The following is a 26,954-nucleotide window of genomic DNA, read 5'->3' as shown; positions in this document are numbered from 1 at the left end:
AAGGGAGGCTTCACATGAACAAGAAGGCAGTGAAATGGAGTACCCGCTTCCTGGCTGCGGCGATGGCCGCAGCTCTGGTCGCCGGCTGCTCCGGCGGCAAGCCGGGCGCCGGGGGAGAGGCGGCGAAGCAGCCGGCATCGTCGACGCCGGGGCTCGACATTTCGAAGAAAGTCGAATTGCAATTGTACATGCTGGGCGATCCGCCCAAAGATTTGCCGGTCATCGAAGCGAAGATCAACGAGCTCGCTTTGAAAGATTTGAACGCCACGGTGAAGTTCAACTACATTTCGTGGACCGACAATACGACCAAGTACAAGCTGCTGCTCACGTCCGGCCAGCCGATCGACCTGATCTACACGGCCAACTGGTTCGGCTACCAGCAGTACGCGAAGAAAGGCGCGTTCCAGCCGCTCGACGAGCTGCTTCCGAAATATGCGCCGAAGCTGAACGACTTCGTTCCGAAGGATATGTGGAACGCGGCGAAAATCGACGGCAAAATCTTTACGGTGCCTTCGACGTACAAGGAGTATACGACCGGCGGCTTCATTTACCGGGACGATTTGAGGGAAAAGTTCAACCTGCCGAAGCCGGAATCGATCGCGACGTTCGAAGCCTACTTGGACGGGATCAAGAAAAACGTGCCGGATTTGTTCCCGCTGGCATCGGGCTTCAACATGCGCAACTATTTGGAGCTGACGATCGACCCGGCCGGCTCGTTCCCGTACGGGATGACGGCGCCTTACTCCAAGCCGCGCGACATGACGGCGCTGTGGGGGTCTCCCGCTCACCTGGAAGGACTGAAAGTGGCGAAGCGCTGGGCGGACAAAGGGTTCTGGTCGAAAAACGTGCTGAACGAGAAGGAGCTTGGCAATAACCTGGTCATCAACGGCAAATCGGCCGCGCTGTTCTCGCACAATCCGTCGATGTTCAACGACATGAACACGAAGACGCAGTCGGCGCACCCGGATTGGAAGCTGGCGTACTCGCCGTTCCCCTTCATCAAAGGGTACGCGACGCCGGTCACCCCGATCGGCAACGGCTTCGCCATTCCGAAGAGCAGTCCGAACCCGGAACGGGCGATCGCGTTCTACGAGAAGCTCGTCACCGACAAGCAGTACAACCAGCTGACCGAGTACGGCATCGAGGGCGTCAACTATACGGTCGAGAACGGGTATTACAAAATGATCGGCGACAGCAAGACGAACGGCTTCCCGCGGGAAGCGATGAACGGCTGGTCGTGGCGCAACCCGGAATATATGCTGTTCGACAAAGGGTACGACGGCGTGAAAGAAATATTCGCGCAGCTCGATAAAATCGCCAAGCCGGACATTTACTCCGGTTTCGCCGAGGACTTCACGTCGTACCAGGCGGAGCGGGCCGCGCTCGAGCAGGTGGCGAAGCAGTATCTCGCGCCGCTCGAAATGGGCCTCGTCGACGACGTGGAAGGCGGACTGAAGCTGTTCATGGAGAAAGCGAAAGCGGCCGGGTTGGATAAAATCCAGGCCGAGTACAAGAAGCAGTGGCTTCAATATTTGGACGAAGCCGGAATCAAGTAATCGTTGGCGGCCGCCTCCCGAATTCGTTCGGGGGCGGTCGTTTCGCTTTTTGCGGCAACCCCGTCTTGATCTTCGTCCGCGCATCCTTTAGTATGATGGAAAATGAAGGCGGCGCGAGGAGGGCGATTCGCGGTCGCGGATACGACTAGGGGGCGAGCGGACGATGGAGGAGATCAAACGGCGGGTGGCGGAAGCGGCGGCGGAGCAGGTCAAGGACGGGATGACCGTAGGGCTCGGGACGGGCTCGACGGCATACTGGGCGATTCGGAAGCTGGGCGAGAGAGTAAAGGAAGGGCTGAACGTCAAGGCGATCGCCACTTCGTCCCGTTCCGAGTCGCTGGCCGTGGAGTTCGGCATCCCGCTCGTCACCTTCGCGGAAACGGACGTTCTCGACGTGACCATCGACGGCGCGGATGAGGTCGACCCGGCGTTGAACTTGATCAAGGGCGGCGGCGGCGCGCTGCTGCGGGAAAAAATCGTGGCGGCGGCGAGCCGGCGTTTCGTCGTCGTCGTGGACGACACGAAACGCGTCGATCGGCTGGGCGCGTTCCCGCTGCCCGTCGAAGTCGTAACGTTCGGGGCGGAGGCGACGAAGCGGGCGTTGGAATCGTTGGGATGCGCATCCCGATTTCGGATGGCGGACAAGTGCGAGTACGTAACGGACAACGGAAACTTCATCTTGGATTGCGATTTCGGCTTGATCCGGGAGCCGGAACCGTTGGCGCAGGCGATCAATGCGATACCGGGCGTCGTCGACAACGGGCTGTTCGCGAACATGGCGCATGTCGTGATGGTCGGCTGCGGGGACGGAAGCATCGTCGTTATGGAGCGAGGGGAGTAAAACCGAAAACGGCCCGGTGCTCGGGGCATCCATTCGGTACAATCATGCAGCCGGTTTTGCGACCTGAGAGGAGGAACGCTATGGGAACGAAATTTGGAAACGTACATGTGATGACGAACGAGCTGGAAGCCGTCTTGTCGGCATTGAAGGACATGACGTCTGCCGAAAACGGTTCGGCGGAGCAAGCCGCGTTGGAAAGGATGCCGGGCTTCGGACATTTGCTCCTGGAAGTCGCCAAGCGTAAGAACATCTTTTATATCGCCGAATGGAAGCCGGGATGGATTACGATTTTGAACGATTGCTTCGGCTGGGGAGAGACGGAAGCGTTCGGTGAGACGCTGTCCGGCTACATCGGATCGCCTGTCTTTACATTTTCTTATTTCGACGACGATGTGTTCGAAATGAACGTGTTCGCGAACGGTGAAACCTTGACCGGACACGGGTGGCAATCGCTTTACGCGGACTACGAAATGGAGGAGAAGAGCGCCGATGTCGGCGTGCTGTCCGAGCTGCTGGGGCATGAACACGTCGGACGGCTATTGAACGTGCTGGAGACGGACAATCCGGAGCAGGCGGCGGAGCAATTCGAATCGATTTTGCAAATCCCGATCTGGATTCATTCGGACTGGTTCGACGATTTGGCCGGGGACGAGACGATCCGGAAGTATACGAAATACGACTTTAACCGGGCAGGTTAACGGGTCCGGAAGCGGAGAGAGGGGGAGAAGATTCCGTTGTACATCTATGAAGCGCGGAACGAAGCCGGATTGTGGATTTCCGGTATCTTTCAGCGGGCGGAGGATGCGAAAACGTACGATGACACGATTCCGGACGAGCTTAAGCCGTTCCACGCCCTTATCGAAAGGACCGGGCTGCAATATCCTTTCTACATCATAGAGAACGGCGGGTTTGCGTATACGGACCGGCTAGGAGCGATCGAAGCTCTGGATCGGATCGAGCCCCGTGCGGATGACGATACCGTTTACTTTAATCTGTATTACGTTCGGACGGACTATAAGCCTTCGAAGCCCGGAGCGGATCAAATGGGACTCCTCAGCCATCTGCATATCGACAACGGCTTCGTCCGCCATTATAAGCGGCAAGGAATCGGCCTGTTGATCCGCAATCGAATGATGGAGCCGTAGCGGAATCCGGCGCCGACGCCGATTGGGAAAGGAGGGAAGGGCGTGGTCGATCCGAACGAACTGGCCGGCCATTTCGCGAGCGGGGCGTTTTCGGTCCATGGGGTTTACGAATCGGAAATCGAGCCGGGAAGCTACAGGGGCCATTCGCAGGACAATCGGACTCCGTATGCCGGATTCGTCTTTGCGCTGCATGGGCGCGCCTTCTTCGAATTCGAAGGTACCCGGTATGAGCTGGCACCGGGAAAGGTGGCGCACGGCGGGGCTCGGATGACGCTGTCGCTGGACGTTCCCGGACCGGCACCGTTCAAGTACGTGCTTATCCACTATTCGGCCGATGCGCCGTCGAATACGGGAGCAGGCGACTGCTCCAAGCGTCATTTCGTGCTGGAAACGGGGGAGAACCCGGCGATCGTCGAGCTGCTCCGCCGGCTGCACAAGGCGGCGGGGACGCCCGGCAGTTTGCATGCGTTGGAAGCGAAGGAGCTGTTCTACCGCGTCACGCTGGAGACGCTCAAGTCGGCCCACAACCGGGCGAACCGGGAGAGTGCGGGAATCGTCGATATCGTGCTGGACTACATGCACCATCACTACATGGAGCCGCTGACGCTGCAGCGGCTGGCCGATATCGCGGGAATGGACGCGAAGCCGTTTTCGTACGCATTCAACAAGGCGGTCGGCCTATTCCCGATCGACTACGTCATCCGTCACCGCATCGAACGGGCGAAGCATCTGCTCGTCGCGAGCAACGGCCCGGTCAGCGGCATCGCCAAATGCGTCGGCTACGAGGACGCCCACTATTTCAGCAGGCTGTTCCGCAAACATACGGGGTATACTCCCAGCGGGTTCCGGAGCCGTTTCGGAAATTATGCACGCGCTTTTTAGGAATCGTCTATTTCCAAAGGGACCTTCGCTCCTTATAATGTGATAATGAGAATCGTTATCATTGAAATGAAGACGGAGGAGACGTATTCATGTTCATTCAGAAAAAAAGCGCAGCGTTCGGTATGCTCGTCCTTATCCTGCTGGCGTTGTCGGCATGCGGCGGCAAGCCGCCCGCCACATCCAGCGGTGCGTCCGAAACGGGGAACAGCCCTTCCGGACAAGCCCAACCGGCCCCGGGTCCCTCGTCCGCATTCCCGAAAAAGATCGTTCACGCCAAAGGAGAGACGGTGCTGGAGCGGAAGCCGCAAAAAGTAGCGATCCTGTACTTCCCTTACGCGGACCATCTGTTCGCGATCGGCGAGCAGCAGGCGGTGGCGGGCGTCGTCGGGCTGTCCTCCCTTCGGAACTTCCCGGTATACGAGCCGTTCGTCAAGGACGGACGCATCGCCGACCTCGGCGATCAGGCGAATCTGGAGAACATTTTGGCGCTCGAGCCGGACGTCATTATCGCCTGGGAGCAGGATGAGAAAATCGTCGACGACTTGGCCAAAATCGCCGATACGATCGTCATCCCCCAGTCGGAAAACTGGCAGGATACCATCACGAAGGTGGCGGCCGTACTCGGCGAGGAGGAGAAGGCGCAGCGGTACATCGATCAATATAACGCCAAGCTGGATCGGCTCGCTGCGAAGATGGAGACGTCGGGGGAGAAGGGCAAGTCCGCGATCTTCATGATGACGTGGGGCAACGGCTTCAACTATTACGGGGGTGTGCGCATGCAGCCTTATTACGATAAGCTCGGCTTCCGCCGGTTCGACGGGATGAAGGATTGGGGCGAAATCAGTCTGGAAGGCGTCAGCGCCATCGATCCCGATTATTTGTTCGTCGGCGAAGACTTCACCCGGACGGCCCAAATGACGTTGAAACAGCTGGAGACGAACCCGGTTTGGACGAGCTTGAAGGCGGTTCGAAGCGGCAAGCTGATCGTAGTCGACACGGAAATCGTCGGGCCGCTCGCAATGGGCCAGTCCAAAGGACTGGACGTCATCGAGAAAACGATGGGGAACTGAGAGGGGGACGATCCTCTCATTGGAAATGAATCCGAAGAGGGGGAGATCACGTTGCTGACGGCGGGTGAAAACTTGCGCTTGCGGCCGATTCGATTGCCGGACGATATCGCGGCAGCGGTGCCGTGGTATCAAGATCCGGAAGTTTTATTTTACTCCGAAGGTGGAGAGTTAGCCGACCCGTATGACGCCGCACGCATCGAAACGATGTACCAGTACTTGACGGAACGGGCGGAGGTTTATATGATCGAAGTGCTGGAAGAAAACGGATGGATTCCGATCGGCGACGTCTCGCTCTTCCACGATTGCGGCGTCCCGATCGTGATCGGCAATCCGGCTTACCGATCGCGGGGGATCGGCAAGCGGGTGATGCGCCGCGTCGTCGAGCGGGCGAAGGAATTGGGGCGGGATAGCGTAACGACCAACGGGGTATACGTATTCAACGATCGATCGCGCCGCATGTTCGAAAGTCTCGGCTTTGCCGAAATCGAAAAATTCCGGGACGACGACGGCAACGAATGCTGCCGCTACCGCTTGGAGTTGGATCGGGTTTAACATCCGTATGCGCTGCCGTTGAATCGAGAACAAGGGTTAGGGGAGGACGGCCTACTATGTCCTACATATCCGTAAGTACGTGGAGCCTGCATCGGCTGCTCGGTCCTTTGCGCTGGACCGTCTGGAACGCGGTTGATGGTACTCATGAAACACGCATTCAGGAGCAGCCGAACGTTATTACGCTGCTCGAGCTCCCCGCGGAAGCCGCCAAGCGTGGTTACGCGGCGGTCGAAATATGCCACTTTCACTTCCCCGCTACCGATACGGAATATTTGCTCCGATTGCACGCGGCGTTTTCTGCGGCCGGCGTTTCGCTGGATACGCTGCTGCTCGACTACGGCGACCTGACATCGGCGGACGGTCGCCGTGCCGCGGCGGACCTTGCGCTGGCGAAGAAGTGGACCGATGTCGCCGCCGCTTGCGGCGCCAGGCAGATCCGCATCATTGCCGGCGAGGCGCCGCCGACGGACGAAGAGGCACTTCGCCGTTCCGCTTCGGCTCTCGGCGAGCTGTCCGAATACGGAGACGCCCGGGGCGTTCGCGTCGTGACCGAAAACTTCAAGCCGCTTACGTCGACCGGCGCCAGCTCCTTCCGGCTGCTGGAGCTGACCGGTCGGAAGGTCGGCTTCATTACCGATTTCGGCAACTACGGGGGGACGACAAAGTACGAAGAGATCGCCCTCCTGTCGCCGCACAGCGTCTCCGTCCATGCCAAGGCCAGCTTCGACGAGGATGGTATGCCGGACGAGGCGGAATTTCGCCGCTGTTTGGACGCGTCGCGGCAGTCGGGTTTCGACGGCGCCTACGTGCTCATCTATGACGGCCCGGGCGATATGTGGGAAGGATTGGAGAGAGTGAGACGAATCGTCGAGCCGTACGCCAAGTCTTGAGCCGATTGCTACAAACACTCGTTTGAAAAGGGGCTTGTCGGAATCGCCTTCTAGAATTCGAAATACCGGGTACGATGGAAGGACGAGTCCGACTCGTCCTTTTTTTGAACGTTAACTTCGCTAAAGCACGAAAGCGAATGCGACTTTCTGTACCAAGCATAAGCTACCGCTAAAACACGAATGTACCTCATCGAAAGGCTTCGATCAGAAGCTTTTCTTATGCTTCACATTTCTTCCCGAAAGGAGCGCCGGTCTAATAACGGTCGGAGCCACGGTAAGCAGATTTTGGAGGTTTGGCATACCATCCTAGGACGAAATCGATGGCGTCCGCTGGCGCTCCCTGCTCCCTCATACGTTCGCGTGCTGACTCAACGGGCTGGAGCAGGGTCCATTCGAGGCTGCTAGCTTCTGCGGCTCTGGACTTCTACTCTAATGAGTCGATCTTCGGCGAACCTGAAAGTGGTGCGGTATCGAGGTATTTGATCTCGTAGACGCGCTCGGCGAACTTCCAGCCATCCTCTGTGCGCCGGTAGCGGTCATGGTACACGGCGTAGTTCAGTCCGCTCCTGCCGTCGAGCAGGCGCGCAAGTTCCGAGATGTAGGCGCGGCCGACAGCGGTATCGCCCTCGAGCCGGATCGTACCCGGATGCGTCGTCTGCACGAAAAAGTCCCACTGACTCTGCAGCCGCTTGCTCCCGGCGCGAATCCGCTCCCGGCCGACGAATTCCATGACATGGGGAATCCGCCACACGCCGTCCTCCGTGAACAGCGACGCAAGCCGGTCGGGATCGCGCATCATCGCCGCGTCGGTGAACTCGCCGCGCAGCGCTTCGATCTCGAAGCGATCAACAATGCTTGGGTAATCACTCATACGTTTTTCCTCCTCAGTATTGGCGAATCACTACATTCTCCGTTCTGTTGCATGCCGCCGGCCGACAAGCAAGTCATTTTCGCTTTATAATGTGACTAATAAGTAACATATTACAAATTTATTATAAGTTACTTAATGGTAACGTGTCAAGCGTGTTTAGATCGCTTTCATATTGGAATGAAAACGGTTGGTTTTTTTGTGTGATGATGGAACTTTTTGGGTTGCGGTGCGTCAACATGATCGGGAATGAAATGTTTTTCCGGTTTGCCGCATCGAAACGTACCCGTTGGTTCTAGCATGAGGAGGATCGTTACGAATGAAAAAATTTTTGGGCGGTATGTTGTTTGGACTCATTCTAGGTTTAGGAAGCGTCGGTTATGCCAGCGATGCCATACAGGCCGTTTTATTTCCGTCGACCTTCAACTTTAATGGGGAAACGAAAGCCGTAAGCGATAGCTATGATGTGTTGAACTACAAGAACCACGTTTATGTTCCGATTCGTTTTGTAGCCGAGAACTTGAAGTCGACTGTCAGCTATGATGAAGGCGATCGTACGATTTCCATATTGTCCCCTGCCGGAGGCCCCCTTCTTCAAGATCCGGGCTATCCGGAAGTTTCCATCGGGAACATTCAAATCCATGAAAAAAAGAAGGGTAAGGTCGTTAGCGGCTTGGTTTTGCTTGACGACACAAAGATAAAGAAGGCGGGCCCCGGTCTTCGGCTTTATGGTAAAATTGTTTTTTACGATCATGCGGATCAAGTGCTCGGAAGTTCCCCGGTTTCAATCACTTATGGCAGGACGGTGAATCCGCTGCACATGCAACATTTTGAGGAAACGTTATATGGAGATTTCTCCAGTTATGCTAAGGCGAAATTATTCATAGCGCTATTGTCCGATCAAAATCATCCGCCTATTCCGGAAGTCTATGTTGATGGAAAAGTCCCCCGAATTGGAATAGGATCGTATTGTTGGTTGGGCTGCGCTACTGGAAGAATCGTTTATGAAGCATTGCCCGCTACGGCTGCCCGAAGCGGGAGCGAACTTACCGTTTCGTTCCGCGGCAATAATAAGCCGGATAGTCCGATAAAGGTAAGGCGCACGAATGAGCGGCAGGTTGCTGTAGATGAAGTGCTTATGAATGGTAAAGTAAAACTGCCAACGGAAAAAGGAACTTATTACTATAAAATGACCGCTTTTTGGTCCGGTAAGGAAAATACGGGAGGAGATGCCGAATACGGTTTTGTCATTCATGTCGAATAAGTCGGAGAGGTGCACACATGTCTACTACCTACTATTTTGTTTGCAAAAAATGCCGTCGGAAAGGCGGCTTTTACACCCGCCAAGCGTGGGGGTGGGGAAATTTCGACATCATCGATTCGTTCAAGTTTCTCGCTTATCATACGAAACAGTGCGGAGAGGAGCAGATCGGGGTCGTCTCCGAGCATAACGAAGATTACGAGGACGATCTGTATAACGAGCGGGTGGATTTTTACAAGTCGGAAAGCTACGATTTTTTTCCGTTTTCGAACGACTGGCAGTTGATGCACGACAACCGGGACAAAACGATAGATGAGATCAACGCGCTGTGGGTGGAAGAAGCGATCGGCGGCTTGTCGCCCGACAACGGCATCCGGCTGCGGGGCGTCTTGACGGAGCTGGAATTCGAGGAGAGGAGAGGGATGTACCTGTTTAAAGCGTATATCCGTACGGAAGACGGACAGCCGTTTACGCTTCTGCACATGGACCGCCTGCTGCCGGAGAAGGGGCAATTGTATACGATCGTCGGCGAACTGGTTTCCGACGAAGTATCGAACATGGCGCCGATCGGCGAAATCCGAGGAAGGCTGGTTCAGGTAACGGATATGAAGCCGATAGCTTAATTGGCGATTCCACAACAGGGAAAAAAGCTAGACCGGTGAAAGATAGAACTTTCAACGAATGGGGAGAGGTGAGCCTTTCATGAAAAAGTTTGCGGCCGGGCTGCTGTGCGGCGTTGCGTTATGCTTGGGAACGGCAGGGTATGCGGAGGAGGTTCGGGAATGGAGCCGATTTCCGGTGAAGCTGAAGGTGAACGATAAGCCGGCGAGCTTGGACGACAAGCCGATTTTCAACTATGACGGGTCCGCTTATGTTCCGCTGAGGCCTTTCGCCGAGCGATTGGGCGCGTCCGTCAGCTTCGACGCCGCGACCGGAACGATCACCGTCATGCATAACGAATCCAATCGACCGGTGCTGAGAGACGAGGACTATCCCAGCCTCTCCGTCGGCGTGGCCGGCATCGGGAGAAACGGGGAATATAAGATTGTCGACGCTTATCTGCTGCTCGACAGCTCGGATGACCGGATCCAATCGGAACGGCTCATGCAAACCCGGGTGCGGCTCCATTTCTACGACCGGAACGACAAGCGGCTCGGCACGTCGGAGAAGCTGATTACGCTCGGGGGTTGGGCGGATAATCCGTTTCAAGTCGTCCCGTTTCAAGGAGTCGTCGACGGCGACATCGATTCGTACGCTTATGCGAAGCTGGACGTCGTTTACTTCGGAGATCCGATCGAGGATTTCAACGGCGGGATAACGGACTGAGGTCCCCGTACTATCGTTCTTTCGCGGCGCTTTCCGAGAAAGCCTCCGGCTTTCGCCGGCGGTAACGTTTTTGCGGTGCGATATGTTGGACGGCCATCGAGGATTTGTCGTTGCCCGCCAGAAAGAGTATGATCGAAGAAACGCGAATACGTATCGGCATAACGGTTTGAAAACGGGGGCGCAGGCGATGACTTTGGACGAAATCATGAGCAGGCTCGAAGCGATGGGGAACGCGCAGACGAAAAAAACCTTTATGCGGCATGGGGCCAGCGAGCCACTATTCGGGGTCAAGGTCGGCGATTTGAAAAAGCTGGTCAAAGAGGTGAGGAAGGACCAGGAGCTGGCCCGCGCCTTGTACGAGACGGGGAATAGCGACGCGATGTATTTGGCCGGTCTGACCGTCGACCCGAAGACGGCGACGAAAGCGATGCTGCGGCAATGGGTCCGGGCGGCGAATTGGTATATGCCGGCGGAATATACGGTCGCTTGGGTGGCTGCGGAAAGCCCGTACGCCGTCGAGCTCGCCCGGGAATGGATCGAATCGCCCGAAGAAATGATCGCGGTATGCGGGTGGAGCACCTATGCCAACTACATGTCGATCACGCCCGACGAACGACTTGAGCTGGATGAAATCCGCAAGCTGCTCGGGAAGGCGAAGTCGACCCTTCACGAGGAACGGAATCGGGTTCGGTATGCGATGAACGCGTTCGTCATCGCCGCAGGCAGCTACGTTCCGGCGCTGTACGAGGAAGCGATGGAGGCTGCGGCCGCCATCGGACCGGTTCACGTCGACGTCGGGCAGACGGCATGCAAAGTGCCGCTCGCCTCCGACTATATCCGTAAGGTCGAGCAAGCCGGCAAGCTCGGCGTGAAGAAAAAGACGTGCATTTGCTGATGAGGGGCGGAGGAGATCCGAAAATGGGAGTTCCGATGACCATTACTTTTGTGTCCGAAGCCGAGTATGAGCTGCACGGCGTCCGTCTGCCGGACTGGTCGAGCCGATCGTTTTGCGTGTTCGATCTGGAAGGAACGGGCATTCATTTCGAGACGGAATGCATTACGCAAATCGGCGCCGTTTTCGTCGATGAAGGGGAGGACCGTGCGGCCGAATCGTTCGAATCGCTTGTCCGTTCACCGAAGCCGATTCCGCAGGCTATCGAACGATTGACGGGGATTTCGAACGAGGCGATGGCGGGAGCCCCCGAATTTCCGGACGCGTATGAACGGTTTCGCCGATTCGTTGGCAACGCCGTCCTTGTGACCCAGGCCGGTTACGAGTACGATGTCCCGATGTTGGAGAAGCATTGCCACCGGTACGGTCTGCCGATGTTCGACAACGTCGTGCTCGATACGAAAGCGCTGTTCACGAATATTCATCCGGACATACCGGACGTCGTCTCGACCGACTTCCTGATCCGCTATTACGGTATCGACGCAAGCGGCTTTAAGCGGCATGACGCGCTCGGCGACTGCCGGTTGATCGCCGCTATTTTTCGGCATATCGCGAAAGAATACGAAGAGCGGTCCTTTCGCGAACGGGTTATCGATGGGCTGCGTGTGAAACGATTTCGAATACCGGGCATGTACAGGGCAGAGGGTACAGGTGACTGAGAGGCATGGCACCCCGACACCTTTATGCAAGCCAACGCTGTCGAGGGATATCGAACGAAGGAGAGCATAAGCTCCGAGGCTGATCATGAACGGTCGGTTCGGAGCTTACGCTTTTTCTCGCCGTTCTCCGGTTCTTTTTCGCGACGGAGGGAACAATAGGAAAAAAATCCGAGAGCGAGGGGAAAGCGGCGATGAAATTGACGCCGGAACAAGTCGTTCAATTGCACGGCTTCAATAACTTGACGAAATCGTTAAGCTTCAATATGTACGACATCTGCTACACGAAAACGAAAGAGGAACGGGAAGCGTACCTCGAATACATTGACGAGCAGTATAACGCCGAGCGGCTAACCCATATTTTAAAGTCGGTATCCGACATAATCGGCGCGCACGTCTTGAACATCGCGAAGCAGGACTACGTGCCGCAAGGCTCCAGCGTCACCCTGCTCGTATCCGAGGGGCCTGTCGTGGAAGTGCCGACCGAATCGTTCGCCGAATCGCCGGGGCCCCTTCCGGAAGCGGTCGTCATGCAGCTGGACAAAAGCCATATTACGGTTCATACGTACCCCGAGTACCATCCGACCGAAGGGATCAGCACGTTCCGCGCGGATATCGACGTATCGACCTGCGGGGAAATATCGCCGCTCAAGGCGCTCAATTATTTGATCCATTCGTTCGATACAGACATCATGACGATCGATTATCGCGTGAGGGGCTTCACCCGGGATATTAGCGGACAGAAGCTGTTTATCGACCACGACATCAGTTCCATCCAAAACTATATACCGGAAAACGTGCGCCGCTTGTACGACATGATCGACGTGAACGTGTATCAGGAGCATATTTTTCATACGAAATGCAAGCTCCGGCAATTCGATTTGAACAACTACCTGTTCGGCTATACGAAGGACAAATTATCGCCGGAAGAAGCGGAGGCGATTACGGATCAGCTGCAGACGGAAATGCACGAAATCTTTTACGGCAAAAATATGACGCCCGCCGATCAAACCTCTCCCGAAAAGGCCGGAACGTCCGCCCGCTTCATCTCCTCGAAATAGCGGGCCAAATAATCGCGGAACCGCCGCGCCGCAGCGGACATGTAGCGCGACTCGTGCCAGGCGAGCCGGAACGTCCGCCGGCAGGCCGGATCGACGATCCGGAGCAGCCGAAGCGGCGTCTCTCCGTCGCTTCGGCAAGCCCCTACAAGCGCCACGCCCAGCCCCGCACGGACGAGCCTCCCGATCCCGGCCGGCTCGTCGACCTCGCAGACGATGTTGGGCTTGAACCCGGCTTTTCGGCAAAACTCGTCGTTCATGCTCCGAAACGGATACCCTTCTTTATACCCGATAAACGGATCCCCGGCAACGTCGCTGAGGCAGATGGTGCTCCGCTGTGCGAACCGGTGTCCGGGCGGGACGGCCAAAAACACTTCCTCGTCGAGCAAAGGCGTATCGCGTATGCCGGTCCGTTCGATCGGGATCGCCGTAAATCCGAAGTCGATGTCGCCCTGCTCGATGAGCTGCTCCATCCGTTCCATGGACGCATGGCTGATTCGGAAATGAACGCCGGGATGGAGGGCGTGAAACGCGCCGATCGGTTCCGACAATCGGTTCAACGTAGACGTCACGAGCGAAATCGTGCCGTTGTCCAACCCCGCCAAATCGGCCAGCTCCTGCCGGCCTTCCTCCAAAAGCGAAAGCGCCGCCTCCGCTTTTTTCAAAAACGCTTTGCCGAACGCGTTCAGCCGAATGTGTCTCCCCTGTCTGTCGAACAGCGGCACGCCCAAGTCGTCCTCGAGCCGGGCGATCGTCTTGCTGAGCGCAGGCTGCGCGATACGAAGCTCTTGGGCGGCTTTCGTCATATGCTCCAGCTTGGCGACGGTGCGAAAGTAGTGCAGCTGCAGCAGCTCCATTCGGCTCAACTCCATTTCATTCATATACTTTAGTATATTGATATGATGTTTAATATGTATTATCCAATATTTAAAACTCATTATAAAATATTCCCATGCAGGCAGGCAACCCTATTCGCCTTCTATAACAGAGCTTTGCGGTTATTCATGATCAAGGGGAGGTTTCCCCTCCGCAGAAGGAGGATCTATCGATGAAAGCGATCGTGTTCCATACTTTCGGACCGCCGGACGTGCTGCAATGGGAAGAGACGGACGAGCCGCAGGCGGGGCCGGGCCAAGTACGAGTCCGAGTCAAGGCGGCCGGCGTGCAGCCGTTCGATACCGCCGTGCGCAGCGGACCGTGGCCGATGTACCCGGTGAAGTTTCCGCAAAAGCTGGGGAACGAGTTTGCGGGCGTCATCGACCAAGTCGGCGACGGCGCAGCCGGATTCGCCGTCGGAAGCGAGGTGCTCGGCTGGGCGCCGATGTCTTGCTACGCCGAATACGTCGTCGTCGGGAGCGACCAGGTCGTCGCGAAGCCGAAGAGCATGCCGTGGGAAGAGGCCGGCGTCCTGTCGGCGTCCGGGCAAACCGCCCATCGGGCGCTGCAGCTGCTCGGCGTCGGCCGCGGCGATACCGTGCTCGTGCATGCGGCCGCCGGAGGCGTCGGGACGGTGGCGGTACAGCTGGCACGGGCGTGGGGGGCTACGGTCATCGGCACCGCCAGCCCGCGCAACCACGACTATCTTCGCGCGCTCGGCGCCATTCCCGTTGCATACGGGGAAGGCCTCGCGGAACGCGTACGGGCGCTCGCCCCGAACGGCGTCGATGCGGCGCTGGACGCCGTCGGAGGCGATGCGCTTCTCGTCTCCGTCGAGCTTGTAGCCGATAAAAGCCGGGTCGGCACGCTGGTCGATGCCGAGCTGGCGGAACGGCTCGGCGCCCGATGGCTGCAAAGCCAGCGTACGGCGGAACGGCTGGCCGAGCTGGTCGAGCTGTACGAGCAAGGGAAGCTGCGGATCCATATCTGGAAGTCGTTCCCGATGAGCGAAGCGGCCGAGGCGCACCGGGAGGTCGAAACCGGACACGTCCGGGGGAAGGTCGTTCTTTTAACGGAATAAAGAGGACGGGGCGCCGCGAGTCGGCGGCCGGAATGGCAAAAAGGCACAGAACGTATCCTGTGCCTTTTTCTTATGCACCCGCGTTTTCCTCGGGTATCAGGTTGTCCCCAAAGCATTTGGTCGCCCGCACGGCAACGTGAACGGACAGCAGGACGAGCGCCATGGCGATAACGGGGTGCAGCGCGCCCGCCGCGGGCACATTCGCGGTCATGTATTGGGAAAAGACGAGCGCGAACAATGCGAAGCTAAGCCGTCCCGTCCCTTTCGGCAGCCGTCCGGCCCAAGATACGATCAGCATCAGAATCGGAATCCATTCGAACAGATGAACGAAACGCGCGTGGTTGCCCCAGTGCTCCGGGTTGTTGAAAATCGCCATGCCGGCCAAAAACGTTTGCGCCACCAAGCAGCCGACCATCCCCCAAGCCAATGCCGCATAGACGAGTCTCGGCACCTGCCCGCGTCCGCCCGGCTTCTTTTTCCTTATCGTTTCCATCGTTCATTCCTCCCGTCAAGTCTCGGATCGCAGCCATTTGCAATCTATCGTTCACTATAACTCTCAAATGTTGTAAACTTGTGATCAACCGTTACGGCTTCCGTGAAAGGTGTGCCGTAAGCCAAGGAGGAGTGCAGCGATGCGAATCAGGGAGGCGACGATCGACGACGCCGAGGCGCTGGCCCGCGTCCATGTGGAAAGCTGGCGGACGACGTACGCAGGGATCGTTTCGGACGACTACTTGTCCAACCTGTCCGTCGGCCGGAGGAAAGCGATGTGGGAGCGGACGCTCGGGCAGTCGAATCCGGACGCGATCGTGTTTGTTGCGGAGGACCGGGAAGGCCATATAGTCGGCTTCGCCAGTTGCGGCCGATGCCGGACGGAAGACTCGGGCTACGACGGGGAACTGTACGCGATCTACATGTTGAAGGATTATCAAGGAATCGGGCTCGGAACGAGGCTGGTCGGCGAAGCGGCGGCCGCCTTGAAACGGAACGGGTTCCAATCGATGATGGTATGGGTATTGGAGCGGAACCGGGCTGTCGCCTTCTATCGGAAGCTCGGGGGCGAAAGGTTCCTTCGCAAAGAAGAGCGGATCGGCGAGGAGCTTTTGGCCGAAGTCGCATTCGGCTGGAAAAGGCTCGATGACGTCGCGCTTAACGGGTACAATGGAGGAGAGGGAGATTCGGACGAAGGATTCGGCAATCCCGCAACTTAAACCGAAAGGCTGACCAGCATGTCCTACGATATCGAAGAAAAGTTCGTCATCGCGGTCGCATCGAGCGCGCTGTTCGATTTGTCCGAATCCGACCGCATTTTTCGGGAAAAGGGCGAAGAAGAGTACCGCCGCTACCAGCGCGAGCACGAGAACGAGAAGCTGCATACCGGCGTTGCCTTCCCTCTCATCAAACGATTGCTCAGCTTGAACGAGGAGTCGGCCGGCGACCGTCCCGTCGAAGTCGTCTTGCTGTCGCGCAACGATCCGGATACGGGGCTTCGGGTGTTCAAATCGATCGAGACTTACGGCTTGCCGATTACGCGCGCGGTTTTCGTGGCGGGGAAAAATCCGTTCGAATATATGGGCGCCTTGAACGCTTCGCTGTTTCTCTCCGGCAATCCGACGGACGTGCAAGAGGCGATGGAGCACGGCTTCCCGGCCGGCTGCGTCTTTCCGACCGATTTCGTCGACGACGAGAGCGACGAGGAGCTGCGGCTCGCATTCGACTTCGACGGCATTATCGCCGACGATTCCGCGGAGCAAGTGTTTCAGCGGGGAGCGTTGGACTTGTTCCACCGCCACGAGCGGGGCAAGGCGGGAGAGCCGCTTCCGGCCGGTCCGCTGCTGAAGTTTTTCGTGGAGATCGGCAAGCTCCAGAAACGGGAAATCGACAAAGCGAAAACGGACCCCGGCTACAAGCCGAAGGTTCGCATCGCCATCGCCACGGCGCGCAACGCGCCCGCCCACGAACGGGTCATCTCTACGCTCCGGCAGCTGGACATTCGGGTCGACGAAGCGTTTTTCCTCGGCGGCATCGCCAAGAGCCGGGTGCTGCAAATTTTCAAGCCGCACATTTTTTTCGACGATCAGGCCGGGCATATTCAGGGCGTGGCGAGAATCGCGCCGTCCGTACACGTTCCGTTCGGGGTGATGAACCGTACGAGCCTGCGGCGATGAGTCGGCGATGAGAAAGGCGAAAAAACGGACATAACCGTTTTCGGCATAGTAAAGAGAGCCGCCTTGCGTCAAACTGAAGCCGATGCAAGGTTGACGCTGCGGCTGCACCGTCTGCAGGCCCGAGAGGCGCTCCCGGTCAAAAGCGGCCGAGCCTAATGGTCGATGCGAATCGAAAGCCGAACGTACGGCATGCGGAAGGAGCGGGTGGGTTTGATCTTAATTCGAACGGAGACGGCGAACGATCATGACGCCGTATTTCGGCTGAATAGGGAGGCGTTCGGCGGCAGGGAGACGGAGTCCCGGCTTGTCGAGCGGATTCGGGGCTCGGCCGGCTTCATCCCGGAGCTGTCGCTGGTCGCGGTACGGAACGGGCGGGTCGTCGGCCACCTCCTGCTGAGCAAGGCCGAGATCGTCGATGGGGAACGCCGGCACGAAGCCGTCGTGTTGGCTCCGATTGCCGTCTTGCCCGAAGAGCAGAGGAAGGGGATCGGACGAGCGTTGATCGGAGAAGGGTTCGAACGATGCGTCCGGCTCGGTTTCGAGGTCGTATGCTTGATCGGTCATCCGGACTACTACCCGCGTTTCGGCTTCAGGCCGGCCAAGGAAGCCGGCCTCGAACTGAAGCAATTTCGCGTCCCGGACGACGTCTTCATGGTACGCGAATTGCGCGAGGGCGCTTTGCAAGAGATCGGAGGGGAGCTCCGATATCCGGAATCGTTTTGGACCTTGTCGGACAAGGAGGAGACGGAATGAACGCTTGGAAGCGTCGGTTGAAGAAATGGTTGCATTATACAAAGATTATTACGAAATGGTAGCGGAACGAATTTGTACGCAAACGAAAGGGGGGAACGAGGCAGATGATGAACGCCGCCAACCGCATTACGATCGCGCGAATCGCCTTGCTGCCGCTCTTGGTCGTTCTGATGCAGCCTTATCCGGCATGGATGTCGGAGCGATACGAGCTCATCCGGCTAGTGGACGAATACGGAATGATAACGGCATTAATCGTCTTTCTGGTCGCAGCCGCAACGGATAAGCTGGATGGATACGTGGCGAGACGATACGATCAAGTTACAAATCTCGGGAAGCTGCTCGACCCGCTTGCCGACAAGCTATTCGTGTTAACCGTATTGATCCTGCTCGTACAAGGAGGCCATCTCGTCCCGTGGATCGCCGTCGTCCTGATCGGCAGGGAGGCGGTTATCACGTCCGTTCGTCTGCTTGCCGCGGCGAAAGGGATCGTCCTGGCGGCGGACCGGTTCGGCAAATGGAAGATGGTGCTGCAAGTGGCGGCGCTGGCCGTCGTTATGCTCGGGCAGTCCGCTCCCGCCGCGATGGACGGGGTGGAAGCGGCGGGAGGCTGGCTGATGGCCGCAGCGGTTGCGGCAACGGTATTGTCGGGCTTTCATTATATTCGCAGCAATTACGCGACGCTTCGGGCAGGTTGAGGAATTGCGGCGATTCATCGAAACGGCGCGCAAGGAGGTATGAAGGTGAAGGAGCGGGAGTATCGGTCGTTCTACGATCGAGTCGGGCTATTGAACGGCTGGAATTTCAGCCGTCTTCAGGTGAGCGTGACAGGGGAAACGTGGGATTACGCCGAAGAAGTGAAGAACCGCTGCGTCAAGACCGACATCGTGCTCGATCTCGGGACAGGTGGGGGCGAGCGGATACTGCCGCTGGCGGATGAAGTCATGCTGGTGATCGGTATCGACCGGTCGGCGGGCATGATCGCGACGGCCGAGCGAAACGCCGTCGAATCCGGCAAGCGCAACGTCCGGTTTCACCGGATGGAAGCCGAGCGGCTGACGTTTCCGGACGGCTTCTTCGACGTCGTATGCGCGAGGCATGCGCCGTTCGATGCGCGCGAGGCGGCGCGCGTGTTGAAGAAGGGCGGAAGGCTCGTCACCCAGCAAGTCGGCGAGGCGGACAAAGCGAACGTGAAGCGCGCCTTCGGTCGCGGTCAGCATGACGGGGTCGAAGACGGCAGCGGCATGCGGGAATATATCGCACGGCTCGAAGAGGCCGGGTTTACCCGGATCGACGCAAGGGAATACGATGCGGTCGAGACGTATCGCACGGTTGAGGATTTGATCTTTTTGCTGAAGCATACGCCGATCGTGCCGGACTTCGGCCGGACGGACGACGACTTCCGCAGGCTGGACGCGTTCGTCCGCGAGTTCGGCGGACCGGACGGGATTCGTACGAATGCGAAGCGTTATTTCATAGCGGCTGTAAAGGAAGCGTAACGCGCAGATTGCTGCATTCTGCGCTTTCCCGGGAAAGTAGTTTTGGATTCACCGAGACGATAGGAGGCGTGCCCGTGCACATCAGGGAAATGACCATGAACGATTACGAAGCCGCTATCGGGTTGTGGCGGGCCACCGAAGGGCTCGTGCTGAGCGAGGCCGATTCGGAACGGAGCATGGAGCTGTTTTTGCGGCGCAATCCCGGACTGAGCTTCGTGGGCGTCGAGGACGAAGCCGTAATCGGAACGGCGTTATGCGGGCATGACGGGAGACGCGGCTTTCTTTATCATGTGGCGGTTCGGGCGGAGTACCGGGGCCGCGGCGTCGCGAAACGGATGGTGGAGCGCTGCCTGGACGGCTTGCGCGAAGCCGGAATATCCAAATGTCATCTATTTGCGCTCGAGGGAAACGAGATCGGCAACCGCTACTGGGCCGGGAGCGGCTGGGAGCGCAGAAACGGCATTTTGCTTTATTCGAGGGACGTCTGACCGAGGGTTCGAGCGTAAGAGGCCGAGGGAAGCCTCCCGCCGACGGCTGCTCGCGGTTAGAGCAGCCTTTTCATTTTCCGGCCTCCGGCGATGTCGAAGCCGTTCCTTCCGTAAAACGCGAATGTGCGATCAAACGCCGGCAGAGGCGGCGTGCATACTTCAAGCCTCCCCCAGCCTCTGTCGCGCGCGACGGCGACCGCTTCGTCCAACAGGGCCGAGCCGTTGCCGGAAGAGCGGTGCTCGGGGAGCAGATACAGCTCTTGAATGATGCCGAACGGCCCGTCGGCGTACAAGGAATGGCTTTCGCACAGAGACAAGAAGCCGATCGTACGGCCGTCCGCCGTTTTCGCCAACAGGACGGTGTAGATGCCGTTCTCCAAATAACGCCTGCATTTGGATTCCGGCTCCTGCAGCCGAAAAGCGGCGCTGCCGGTTCTTTCCGATATTTCGTCCATCAGCCGGCGGACTAGCGCGGCCACCTCCGCCGAATCGTCCGGAGTCGCTAGCTTGATCGAAACCATTCGTCATCGCCCTCGCTTTTTTGAATTTCTTTACTGCATAAAAATACCACTTAACTTATTATTATTCAACTCTTTTTCAGCAGGGAGTGAACACATGATGATCGCGATTCGACCGATCGAGGCTTCGCTTCGTCCTCAAGTCGCGGAGCTGATCGCCCGGGAATGGGGCTCGCCGGTCATGGTATCGCGCGGGAACGCACATCGGGCCGACGAGCTGCCGGGTTACGTTGCCGTCGATTCGGACGACATCGTCGGCTTGGTCACGTACGCCTACTCGAACGCCGGATGCGAAATCGTTACGCTGGACAGCTGGAGGGAGTGTCAAGGAATCGGCACGCTGCTGGTCCGGGCGGTCGTGGACGAAGCAACAAGGAGCAAGCGGAAGCGAGTATGGCTCGTGACGACGAACGACAATACGCCGGCGATCCGCTTTTACCAAAAGCGTGGCTTCCGGATGTGCGCCCTTCACGTCGATGCGGTCCGCGAGGCGAGAGCGATCAAGCCGCAAATTCCGTTGATCGGGCTGAACGGGATTCCGATCGATCACGAAATCGAATTCGAACGGATCGTTTCCATATAGTCGACTCTTGACGAAAGAAAAAGACTTGTTTTGCGGAAGTTTCCGTCTATAATGGGATCAACCGCCCCACAGTTTCCGATCGAACGGAGGGAGCCATGAACGGCCACGAAAAGAACCGCCCGAAATCGGTACCATTGCCGGACGGCTGCCGCTCGTCAGACAAACGGTCCGTTGCGGACTTGCCGGCGGCGAGCCGGTTCGACGCCGACCGCCTGCGCAGCGGAACCCCGGCTCAACGGGGCGCCTACGAACGGATCGTCCGGTATCGGCTGCTCGAATCGTTGCAGCCGTTTCGCCCGATCGTCGTCGGCACGATTCCGATCGATATCGACATCGAGGGAAGCGACTTGGATATCGCTTGCGAGACGTCCGATTTCGATGCGTTCGCCCGTACGGCGGAACAATGCTTCGGCGGGCTCGACGGATTCGTCTGCAAGCGTAAGCCGGCGAAGTCCGGACGCGGGGAGAACGTCGTCGTACGGTTCGTATGCGACGGCTTGCCGGTCGAATTGTACGCGGAAGCGAAGCCGGTGCTGCAGCAAAACGGCTACGTGCATATGTCGGTGGAGCATCGGCTGCTCGAGCTGCACGGCGAGAGGCTGAAGGGCGAGATCAGGCGGCTGAAGCGGGAAGGCTTGAAAACCGAGCCCGCGTTCGCCCGGTATTTCCGATTGGACGGGGATCCGTACGAGGCGCTGCTGATGCTCTCGGATCGGACGGACGATCAATTGAGAAAGCTGTCATTCGACAATCGCGCCTTCATTCAATACGTTTAGACGGGAGCGTTTTTATGAACGTTACGACCATCTTATTCGATTTCGACGGCACGTTGGCCGATACGCTGCCGATCTGCATCCATGCGATCGGCGATTCGTTTTTGAAGTTTGACGGGAAAACCTTGACCGGCTCCGATGTGGTCGCGTTGTTCGGACCGACGGAGGCCGACATCATTCGGCGACATCTCGCCAACCGGGAGGCGGCGGAAGAGGCGGTTCGGCATTTTTACGACATTTATACAAGGGAGCACGACCGGATGGTGCGTCCCGACTCGAATATCGTTACGATGCTGGACCGGCTGAAGGAACGGGGATACCGGCTCGGGATCGTCACGGGCAAAGGACGGGACGCCCTCGACATTTCACTGGACCGTCTCGGCATGGCGCACTATTTCGACACGACCGTTTCCGGAGACGAAATGAAGCGGCCGAAGCCGGATCCGGAGGGCGTCTTGACCGCCATGAACGCGCTCGGCGCAACCGCGGACGGAACCGTTTTCGTCGGGGACAGCGAGGCGGACATGCGCGCGGGCAAAGGGGCGGGCGTGTTTACGATCGGGGCGCATTGGCTCGCGAACGTGCAGACGCATACGTTCGACACGACCCCGGATCTGTACGTGACGCATACGGAACAGCTGCTCGCCCAGTTGGATCGATGGGCCGGGCGAGGCGGCGCCGAGTGAACTATGCCGCATTCGCTCGGCGGGACGACATCTATACGGGAGGAACGAACGTCATGAAGCGAAAGCTCCGGTTCGATGCGATCATGTTCGACATGGACAACACGCTGCTCCGCTCCGCGATCGATTTTCCGCGGATCAAGCACGACGTGTTCGTCATGCTGACGAACACCGGCTTGCTGCCGGCGGAGTTTCCGGTTCGGGAGCATACGATCGCCACGCTGATCGAAACGGCGCGCCGTACGGACGGCATGTCCGCGGAGCTGGAAGCGGCGGTATGGGACATCGTCGTTCGGGGAGAACGGGAAGGAATGGCCGGAGCCGGTCTGGAGCCTTATGTACCGGAGACGTTGGAGCGGCTGCACGGCACGATGCCGCTGACGGTGTTGACGAACAATGCGCAGGACGCGGCGTTGGACGCGTTGGAGCGAACCGGGATTATCCGGTATTTCGACCATGTGGCGTGCCGCGAGCAGATGGAGGCGTTGAAGCCGTCGCCTTCGGGCGCTCGGCTTCTGTTGGCGCGTTATCCGGCCATTCCGGCCGCGAGCTGGCTCTCGGTCGGCGATTCCTGGATCGACGGCAAGGCGGCCGGAGAGGCGGGCGTTCCTTTTCTCGCTTACCGGGCGGACCCCGGGGAACTGGAACGCCGGGGCGTTGCCCCAATCGGGCATATCCGCTCGATGCGCGAGCTGTTCGGGTATTTGGAAGCTTAGCTCCTTCAGCACCGTTGGAAAGCGCCTCTGTCGTCGACAGGGGCGCTTTCGATTGGAAAGTCTATCGACGGCCTCTGGAACGCGCTCTGCTGACAGCCGCTCTTCCTCTCACGCTAATGTAGGCTTGATTGTCGCAATATTCGTCCTTCACCGTGCACGTGACGAGATGCTGGTAAACCGGCACGCAATGATGGCGATTGACGATTTCGACCGGATGAATGACTTGAACGAGCTGGGGATGGTAAAAGTCGCGGTAGACGACTCTGGGCGGATCGTACACGGTTTGCGCCGGACAATGGTTGTAGCATTTGGACATATGATGCACCTCCTTTCTTGCGGGAGATTCATCACAGTATACGGCAAAAACGTCCACCCAGTTTGTACATTCGCCTTGTAGGCGCGGAAAAAATACGATTGGCGGCCGAGTCGGGGAAAGGGCTTCTGACGATGGACCGCGAAATACTCGGCGACGGCTTCGACACGCGTCTGCGGCCGAAAACGATGCCCAAGCAGGCGAGGGATGTGTTACACTTGGGGTGACATCGTTGGTATATACTTGAAATTCCCAATCGGAGAGTGGAAGCGTATGCAAAGCATGGTGTTGGAGCCGTCGTTGTTTCGGGGTGCCGTGTCGCTGGAACGGAAGGAAGGCGGAGTGAAGCCGTGGCGTATTCCGTACGACCTGTTCGAGCTGTTTCCACCGAACGGAATCGGCGGAACGGCGGAGGTAACGGCAGGCGTCCGGGTAACGTTTGCGAGCGATACGACGAACGTTGCGCTGGAGCTGGCTCCGTCGAGCATTCCGGTCGAGGTGGATCTCGTGATCGAGGATGAGCTTATCGCCACCCGGAGGCTGGAGCCCGGACAGACGGCCGTCTCGTTCGGCGAACTTCCCGGGCGGGACAAGACGATCGAGATCTATTTGCCGCAAAAAGCGCCCACAATCGTCCGTTCGCTCGGGATTGACGACGGAGCGGCCTGGCGCGTGCCCGAAAGCCGGGCTCTCCGATGGATCGCCTACGGCAGCTCCATCACGCAGTGCGGCGGCGCGTTCAGCCCTGCGCGAACGTGGCCGGCGCTCGTCGCGCGCCGGTTCGGCCTCGATTTGACCTGTTTCGGCTTTTCCGGAAACTGTCATCTCGAACCGATGGTCGCTCGCCAGATCCGGGATCGGGACGCCGACTTGATTTCGATGTGCGTGGGCATCAACGTCTACGGCGGCAGCTCGCTCGGCAAACGAACGTTTCGGGCGGCCGTCATCGGCTTCGTCCAAATCGTCCGGGAGAAGCATCCGGATACGCCGATCGCGCTCATGTCCCCGATCTGGTCGCCGCCGCGGGAAACGACGCCGAATGCGGTCGAGTTTACGTTGACCGAAATGCGGAAGGAAATCGAAGAAGCGGTCGCGGCGATGTCCGCATTGGGCGATACCCGTCTTCATTATGTGGACGGAATGACCATTTTCGACGAGTCGTACGCCGAGCATTTGCCCGACGAGCTGCATCCGGACGGGACGGGGTATACGATTATGGGCACCAATTACGGGGACAAGGTGATGCAGCCGCTGTTGGAGCGGTACGGGTTGAGGCAACAGGCAGGCTCGCGCTGAACGGAAACCGGTCCGTTCTTCCAAGTTGGAAGTGCCGGGAGGTTGTTGCGGAAAGCGATAACTCGGGAGCGAAGGAGAATGGGAAAAACAACAAAAAGTCTGCTCCCCCCAACTGAACTCCGCTGCAAAGTGCCGTCGTCGTAGGTTGCTTACAAACGCTCCGAAAGTGGTCTCCGTCTTGATCGACAAAGATCAAGAGATCCAAATCGTATTGGAAGGATCCATTCGAAAGAAGACCAAAGCGAATCTGATCGCCGAACAGCTGGATGATATCCGTGTTGCTGCCTCATCGATGCTTTTATAAGGAAGTATTAGCGGGAAATGTTTATGCTCCGCCGGCCTGGCCGGCGGGGTTTTGTGCTGTCCGGAATGACTTGTGAGGACCGGGTACGCCCCCAACTACTCGTCAGCCGCTTGCGAGGCCGGCGGATGGTTTAAGTATGATTTGAACGTTCCATCCATTTTCAAGTCGAAAATCGGTATAATGAATCCCGTACATGTACTTCAAACGTTTCTTTAGCGGAGTGGGTTATCCAATGATTACGATTCAGGAAGCCAAAGCGGAAGATTTTGCATGGATTAACCGACAGTATGAGAGGATCGGGTTTGTTCCTTCCGCTCCCGCAACGGACTTGGTATTGATCGCCGACTACTTGGGCGAACGAGCAGGGATCGGGAGGCTGGTTAAGATGGATCCGTTTCTTTACGAACTTGGCGGAATTTATACTTTGGAGTGGTACAGGGGACTGAAGGTTGCCGATTCGGTTGTCGCTGCTCTCGTTCACAGGTTCCGGGCAATAAAGGCCGAACATTTGTACTGCATCCCCTTTGAAAAGCTGTGTCCGTTTTACTCCAAACATGGCTTTCAAAAAGTCGACGATACATCCGACGTTCCTTCCAAGATTCTCGAGAAATTGGATTGGTGCTTAAGAGAGTATGCCGACCCCGTATCTTTAATGAGGCTGGAACGAATTGCGCGTTAATTGATGACTCCGGGCTTACCGACGGGTGTGTATGGTTATTTGCATGCCGTCATCGAGACCGTTTGGCGTCGCTGTTCGGCACGCTTCACGTGACATCGGAGGACGATCAGGTACTAACGCGCCCGTTTCGCTGCGACGCATGATCATACTGCCATGCGCTTGAAAATACCGGTGGCAATCATGAACCAATTAGGCGAATGCACATAGACTATCGGGTAGACGATTTCGTGGGAGGGTTCAGAATGTCGGATGGTTTTGTTGCGCGTTCGTTGGACGAAGTGCTGTTTTGGTCAAGGATCATGAAAGAGCACTCCTTTTTCCTCAAACTGGGGTTTCGGTGCGAAGATACTCAATTGATTCAGGAGGCAAATCATTTTTATGCGGTGTTCGAGTCGATCGAACATCGGGCAAATACTTACTCTATTGGAACCGATCCTTATACCATTCGGAGGTTTAACGAAGAAACATTCGTTGCCGTATCTCACATTTGGGCTTTCAAACGGAAAGTGCTAGGTTTGATCTTGGCGTGTCAGCTGCCTGGCGGAACGAATTTTCCGTTATTGGTCGATCATGTGAGCAGGGAGGCAAATTATTTCCGAAATCGCTTAGCCGAGCTTAACAGCGGGAAATTGGAGCCCCTGCCCGACGCTATCATCGATGAAAATGTATTTTTCTTGAGAATTATGGCTGACCATGCGAAGTTTATAAGCCATTTGCTTGACCCATCCGAACGGAAGCTGGTCGAACAAGCGAACGATTTCAGCCATGATTTCGACCAATTGCTATTTCAAGCAAGAGATTTGGAATCAATGCGCCCGCAATCTCAGACTGGCCCTCTCCTTGACCAGTTCCTTGATCAGAATAAAGTTTCTGTCAAATCGCTTCGTGATTTTAAAAGGACTGCCCGTGAATTAATTGAGGCTTGCCGTATAAAGAGCATTATCCATCCCCTCTTGGCCGATCATGTATTCCGCGAGGCGGAACGGTTCTTATTGATTATCGATTTGTTTGAAAAAAGCTTGACCGGACACCCTGTCCCAGCCCCGCACGAAGTCTCCTCATTTGCTCCCAACGCGCCCTGAAAAATGACCGGACAAGCACAAAAAAACCGCTAAGCACAAGGCTTCGCGGTGAATAGTCTTGGGGGCCGCTTGCGCGGACCCCCTCATG

At 57.4% G+C, this 26,954-nt stretch carries 34 protein-coding genes; 29 read left to right on the top strand and 5 right to left on the bottom strand.

The window, feature by feature from the left end:
* Nucleotides 1–14: 14 nt before the first annotated feature.
* From DLM86_RS12365 to DLM86_RS12330, 8 genes are all read left to right on the top strand, one after another.
* Nucleotides 15–1,556 carry an ABC transporter substrate-binding protein gene (locus DLM86_RS12365; protein WP_110840329.1) on the top strand — a complete coding sequence of 514 codons (1,542 nt, stop codon included), beginning with the start codon at nt 15–17 and terminating at the stop codon, nt 1,554–1,556.
* A 163-nt stretch (nt 1,557–1,719) separates the two neighbouring features.
* Nucleotides 1,720–2,397, top strand: a complete 678-nt coding sequence (gene rpiA / locus DLM86_RS12360) for a ribose-5-phosphate isomerase RpiA (RefSeq protein ID WP_110840328.1) — start codon at nt 1,720–1,722, stop codon at nt 2,395–2,397.
* A gap of 80 nt (nt 2,398–2,477) precedes the next feature.
* A complete protein-coding gene (locus DLM86_RS12355) occupies nt 2,478–3,095 on the top strand; it encodes a hypothetical protein (RefSeq protein WP_110840327.1) in 618 nt (205 codons plus the stop codon).
* A gap of 36 nt (nt 3,096–3,131) precedes the next feature.
* Nucleotides 3,132–3,542: a hypothetical protein gene (locus tag DLM86_RS12350; protein ID WP_110840326.1), complete on the top strand. Its 411-nt coding sequence runs from the start codon at nt 3,132–3,134 to the stop codon at nt 3,540–3,542.
* Nucleotides 3,543–3,584: 42 nt separating this feature from the next.
* Complete coding sequence (locus DLM86_RS12345) at nt 3,585–4,424, top strand: AraC family transcriptional regulator (protein WP_110840325.1); 840 nt, start codon at nt 3,585–3,587, stop codon at nt 4,422–4,424.
* A gap of 89 nt (nt 4,425–4,513) precedes the next feature.
* On the top strand, nt 4,514–5,494 hold the full coding sequence (locus tag DLM86_RS12340) for an ABC transporter substrate-binding protein (protein ID WP_245954563.1): 981 nt from the start codon (nt 4,514–4,516) through the stop codon (nt 5,492–5,494).
* Between the two features lie 51 nt (nt 5,495–5,545).
* Complete coding sequence (locus tag DLM86_RS12335) at nt 5,546–6,046, top strand: GNAT family N-acetyltransferase (protein WP_158289449.1); 501 nt, start codon at nt 5,546–5,548, stop codon at nt 6,044–6,046.
* Nucleotides 6,047–6,102: 56 nt separating this feature from the next.
* On the top strand, nt 6,103–6,936 hold the full coding sequence (locus tag DLM86_RS12330) for a sugar phosphate isomerase/epimerase family protein (protein ID WP_110840323.1): 834 nt from the start codon (nt 6,103–6,105) through the stop codon (nt 6,934–6,936).
* Nucleotides 6,937–7,360: 424 nt separating this feature from the next.
* Here the strand turns inward: DLM86_RS12330 and DLM86_RS12325 are convergent, their stop codons facing one another.
* Entirely contained in the window at nt 7,361–7,807 is a 447-nt protein-coding gene (locus DLM86_RS12325) for a nuclear transport factor 2 family protein (RefSeq protein WP_110840322.1), read from the bottom strand.
* 316 nt (nt 7,808–8,123) lie between these two features.
* On the opposite strand from DLM86_RS12325, the gene DLM86_RS12320 reads away from it, so the two are divergent.
* From DLM86_RS12320 to speD, 6 genes are all read left to right on the top strand, one after another.
* Nucleotides 8,124–9,068 carry a stalk domain-containing protein gene (locus tag DLM86_RS12320; RefSeq protein ID WP_110840321.1) on the top strand — a complete coding sequence of 315 codons (945 nt, stop codon included), beginning with the start codon at nt 8,124–8,126 and terminating at the stop codon, nt 9,066–9,068.
* Nucleotides 9,069–9,085: 17 nt separating this feature from the next.
* A complete protein-coding gene (locus DLM86_RS12315; RefSeq protein WP_110840320.1) occupies nt 9,086–9,688 on the top strand; it encodes a hypothetical protein in 603 nt (200 codons plus the stop codon).
* Between the two features lie 79 nt (nt 9,689–9,767).
* Nucleotides 9,768–10,391, top strand: coding sequence for a stalk domain-containing protein (locus DLM86_RS12310; protein WP_158289448.1), 624 nt, complete (start codon nt 9,768–9,770; stop codon nt 10,389–10,391).
* 187 nt (nt 10,392–10,578) lie between these two features.
* Nucleotides 10,579–11,286, top strand: a complete 708-nt coding sequence (locus DLM86_RS12305) for a DNA alkylation repair protein (RefSeq protein ID WP_110840318.1) — start codon at nt 10,579–10,581, stop codon at nt 11,284–11,286.
* Between the two features lie 35 nt (nt 11,287–11,321).
* Complete coding sequence (locus tag DLM86_RS12300; RefSeq protein WP_158289447.1) at nt 11,322–12,002, top strand: 3'-5' exonuclease; 681 nt, start codon at nt 11,322–11,324, stop codon at nt 12,000–12,002.
* A gap of 191 nt (nt 12,003–12,193) precedes the next feature.
* Nucleotides 12,194–13,060 (top strand): adenosylmethionine decarboxylase, encoded by an 867-nt coding sequence (gene speD, locus DLM86_RS12295; RefSeq protein ID WP_110840316.1) that lies wholly within the window; start codon nt 12,194–12,196, stop codon nt 13,058–13,060.
* Here the strand turns inward: speD and DLM86_RS12290 are convergent.
* Nucleotides 13,006–13,914 carry a LysR family transcriptional regulator gene (locus DLM86_RS12290; protein WP_110840315.1) on the bottom strand — a complete coding sequence of 303 codons (909 nt, stop codon included), beginning with the start codon at nt 13,912–13,914 and terminating at the stop codon, nt 13,006–13,008. The genes speD and DLM86_RS12290 overlap by 55 nt on opposite strands.
* A gap of 191 nt (nt 13,915–14,105) precedes the next feature.
* On the opposite strand from DLM86_RS12290, the gene DLM86_RS12285 reads away from it, so the two are divergent.
* Nucleotides 14,106–15,014, top strand: coding sequence for an NADP-dependent oxidoreductase (locus tag DLM86_RS12285; protein ID WP_110840314.1), 909 nt, complete (start codon nt 14,106–14,108; stop codon nt 15,012–15,014).
* A 70-nt stretch (nt 15,015–15,084) separates the two neighbouring features.
* Here the strand turns inward: DLM86_RS12285 and DLM86_RS12280 are convergent, their stop codons facing one another.
* The gene (locus tag DLM86_RS12280; protein ID WP_110840313.1) at nt 15,085–15,507 is read right to left on the bottom strand and encodes a DUF6220 domain-containing protein; all 423 of its coding nucleotides are present in this window, start codon (nt 15,505–15,507) and stop codon (nt 15,085–15,087) included.
* A 139-nt stretch (nt 15,508–15,646) separates the two neighbouring features.
* Between DLM86_RS12280 and DLM86_RS12275 the strand changes: the two genes are divergently transcribed.
* The 6 genes from DLM86_RS12275 (at nt 15,647) to DLM86_RS12250 (ending at nt 19,919) form a co-directional block, all read left to right on the top strand.
* Nucleotides 15,647–16,225 carry a GNAT family N-acetyltransferase gene (locus tag DLM86_RS12275; RefSeq protein ID WP_110840312.1) on the top strand — a complete coding sequence of 193 codons (579 nt, stop codon included), beginning with the start codon at nt 15,647–15,649 and terminating at the stop codon, nt 16,223–16,225.
* An 18-nt stretch (nt 16,226–16,243) separates the two neighbouring features.
* Nucleotides 16,244–17,182, top strand: a complete 939-nt coding sequence (locus DLM86_RS12270; RefSeq protein WP_110840311.1) for a 5'-nucleotidase — start codon at nt 16,244–16,246, stop codon at nt 17,180–17,182.
* 210 nt (nt 17,183–17,392) lie between these two features.
* A complete protein-coding gene (locus DLM86_RS12265; protein ID WP_342773080.1) occupies nt 17,393–17,935 on the top strand; it encodes a GNAT family N-acetyltransferase in 543 nt (180 codons plus the stop codon).
* A gap of 104 nt (nt 17,936–18,039) precedes the next feature.
* Nucleotides 18,040–18,630: a CDP-diacylglycerol--glycerol-3-phosphate 3-phosphatidyltransferase gene (gene pgsA / locus DLM86_RS12260; RefSeq protein WP_245954561.1), complete on the top strand. Its 591-nt coding sequence runs from the start codon at nt 18,040–18,042 to the stop codon at nt 18,628–18,630.
* A gap of 45 nt (nt 18,631–18,675) precedes the next feature.
* Entirely contained in the window at nt 18,676–19,431 is a 756-nt protein-coding gene (locus DLM86_RS12255) for a class I SAM-dependent methyltransferase (protein WP_110840689.1), read from the top strand.
* A gap of 74 nt (nt 19,432–19,505) precedes the next feature.
* Nucleotides 19,506–19,919 (top strand): GNAT family N-acetyltransferase, encoded by a 414-nt coding sequence (locus DLM86_RS12250; RefSeq protein ID WP_245954559.1) that lies wholly within the window; start codon nt 19,506–19,508, stop codon nt 19,917–19,919.
* Between the two features lie 56 nt (nt 19,920–19,975).
* Here DLM86_RS12250 and DLM86_RS12245 read toward each other — a convergent pair whose 3' ends face one another.
* Nucleotides 19,976–20,440 carry a GNAT family N-acetyltransferase gene (locus DLM86_RS12245; RefSeq protein WP_110840310.1) on the bottom strand — a complete coding sequence of 155 codons (465 nt, stop codon included), beginning with the start codon at nt 20,438–20,440 and terminating at the stop codon, nt 19,976–19,978.
* 97 nt (nt 20,441–20,537) lie between these two features.
* On the opposite strand from DLM86_RS12245, the gene DLM86_RS12240 reads away from it, so the two are divergent.
* From DLM86_RS12240 to DLM86_RS12225, 4 genes are all read left to right on the top strand, one after another.
* Entirely contained in the window at nt 20,538–21,020 is a 483-nt protein-coding gene (locus tag DLM86_RS12240; protein WP_110840687.1) for a GNAT family N-acetyltransferase, read from the top strand.
* Nucleotides 21,021–21,115: 95 nt separating this feature from the next.
* Nucleotides 21,116–21,796, top strand: a complete 681-nt coding sequence (locus DLM86_RS12235) for a DUF4269 domain-containing protein (RefSeq protein WP_110840309.1) — start codon at nt 21,116–21,118, stop codon at nt 21,794–21,796.
* 14 nt (nt 21,797–21,810) lie between these two features.
* Complete coding sequence (locus DLM86_RS12230) at nt 21,811–22,479, top strand: HAD family hydrolase (RefSeq protein ID WP_110840308.1); 669 nt, start codon at nt 21,811–21,813, stop codon at nt 22,477–22,479.
* 53 nt (nt 22,480–22,532) lie between these two features.
* Entirely contained in the window at nt 22,533–23,192 is a 660-nt protein-coding gene (locus tag DLM86_RS12225) for an HAD family hydrolase (RefSeq protein WP_110840686.1), read from the top strand.
* 61 nt (nt 23,193–23,253) lie between these two features.
* On the opposite strand, the gene DLM86_RS12220 is transcribed toward DLM86_RS12225, so the two are convergent.
* Entirely contained in the window at nt 23,254–23,508 is a 255-nt protein-coding gene (locus tag DLM86_RS12220; RefSeq protein WP_245954557.1) for a hypothetical protein, read from the bottom strand.
* Nucleotides 23,509–23,778: 270 nt separating this feature from the next.
* Here DLM86_RS12220 and DLM86_RS12215 point away from each other — a divergent pair, with 270 nt between their 5' ends.
* The 4 genes from DLM86_RS12215 to DLM86_RS12200 all read left to right on the top strand — a co-directional run bounded on the left by DLM86_RS12215 (nt 23,779) and on the right by DLM86_RS12200 (nt 26,866).
* Nucleotides 23,779–24,801 carry an SGNH/GDSL hydrolase family protein gene (locus tag DLM86_RS12215; RefSeq protein WP_110840307.1) on the top strand — a complete coding sequence of 341 codons (1,023 nt, stop codon included), beginning with the start codon at nt 23,779–23,781 and terminating at the stop codon, nt 24,799–24,801.
* A gap of 178 nt (nt 24,802–24,979) precedes the next feature.
* Complete coding sequence (locus DLM86_RS32990) at nt 24,980–25,105, top strand: hypothetical protein (RefSeq protein WP_281272128.1); 126 nt, start codon at nt 24,980–24,982, stop codon at nt 25,103–25,105.
* A 232-nt stretch (nt 25,106–25,337) separates the two neighbouring features.
* Entirely contained in the window at nt 25,338–25,784 is a 447-nt protein-coding gene (locus DLM86_RS12205; protein WP_110840306.1) for a GNAT family N-acetyltransferase, read from the top strand.
* Between the two features lie 242 nt (nt 25,785–26,026).
* Nucleotides 26,027–26,866: a DUF2935 domain-containing protein gene (locus tag DLM86_RS12200; protein WP_110840305.1), complete on the top strand. Its 840-nt coding sequence runs from the start codon at nt 26,027–26,029 to the stop codon at nt 26,864–26,866.
* Nucleotides 26,867–26,954: the final 88 nt, after the last annotated feature.

Origin of the sequence: Paenibacillus flagellatus (genome assembly GCF_003217775.1) — a bacterium.
Lineage (GTDB): Bacteria > Bacillota > Bacilli > Paenibacillales > NBRC-103111 > Paenibacillus_AB > Paenibacillus_AB flagellatus.
Note: the sequence above shows the minus strand (reverse complement) of the source record. Positions and strands in the feature narration are given on the sequence as shown.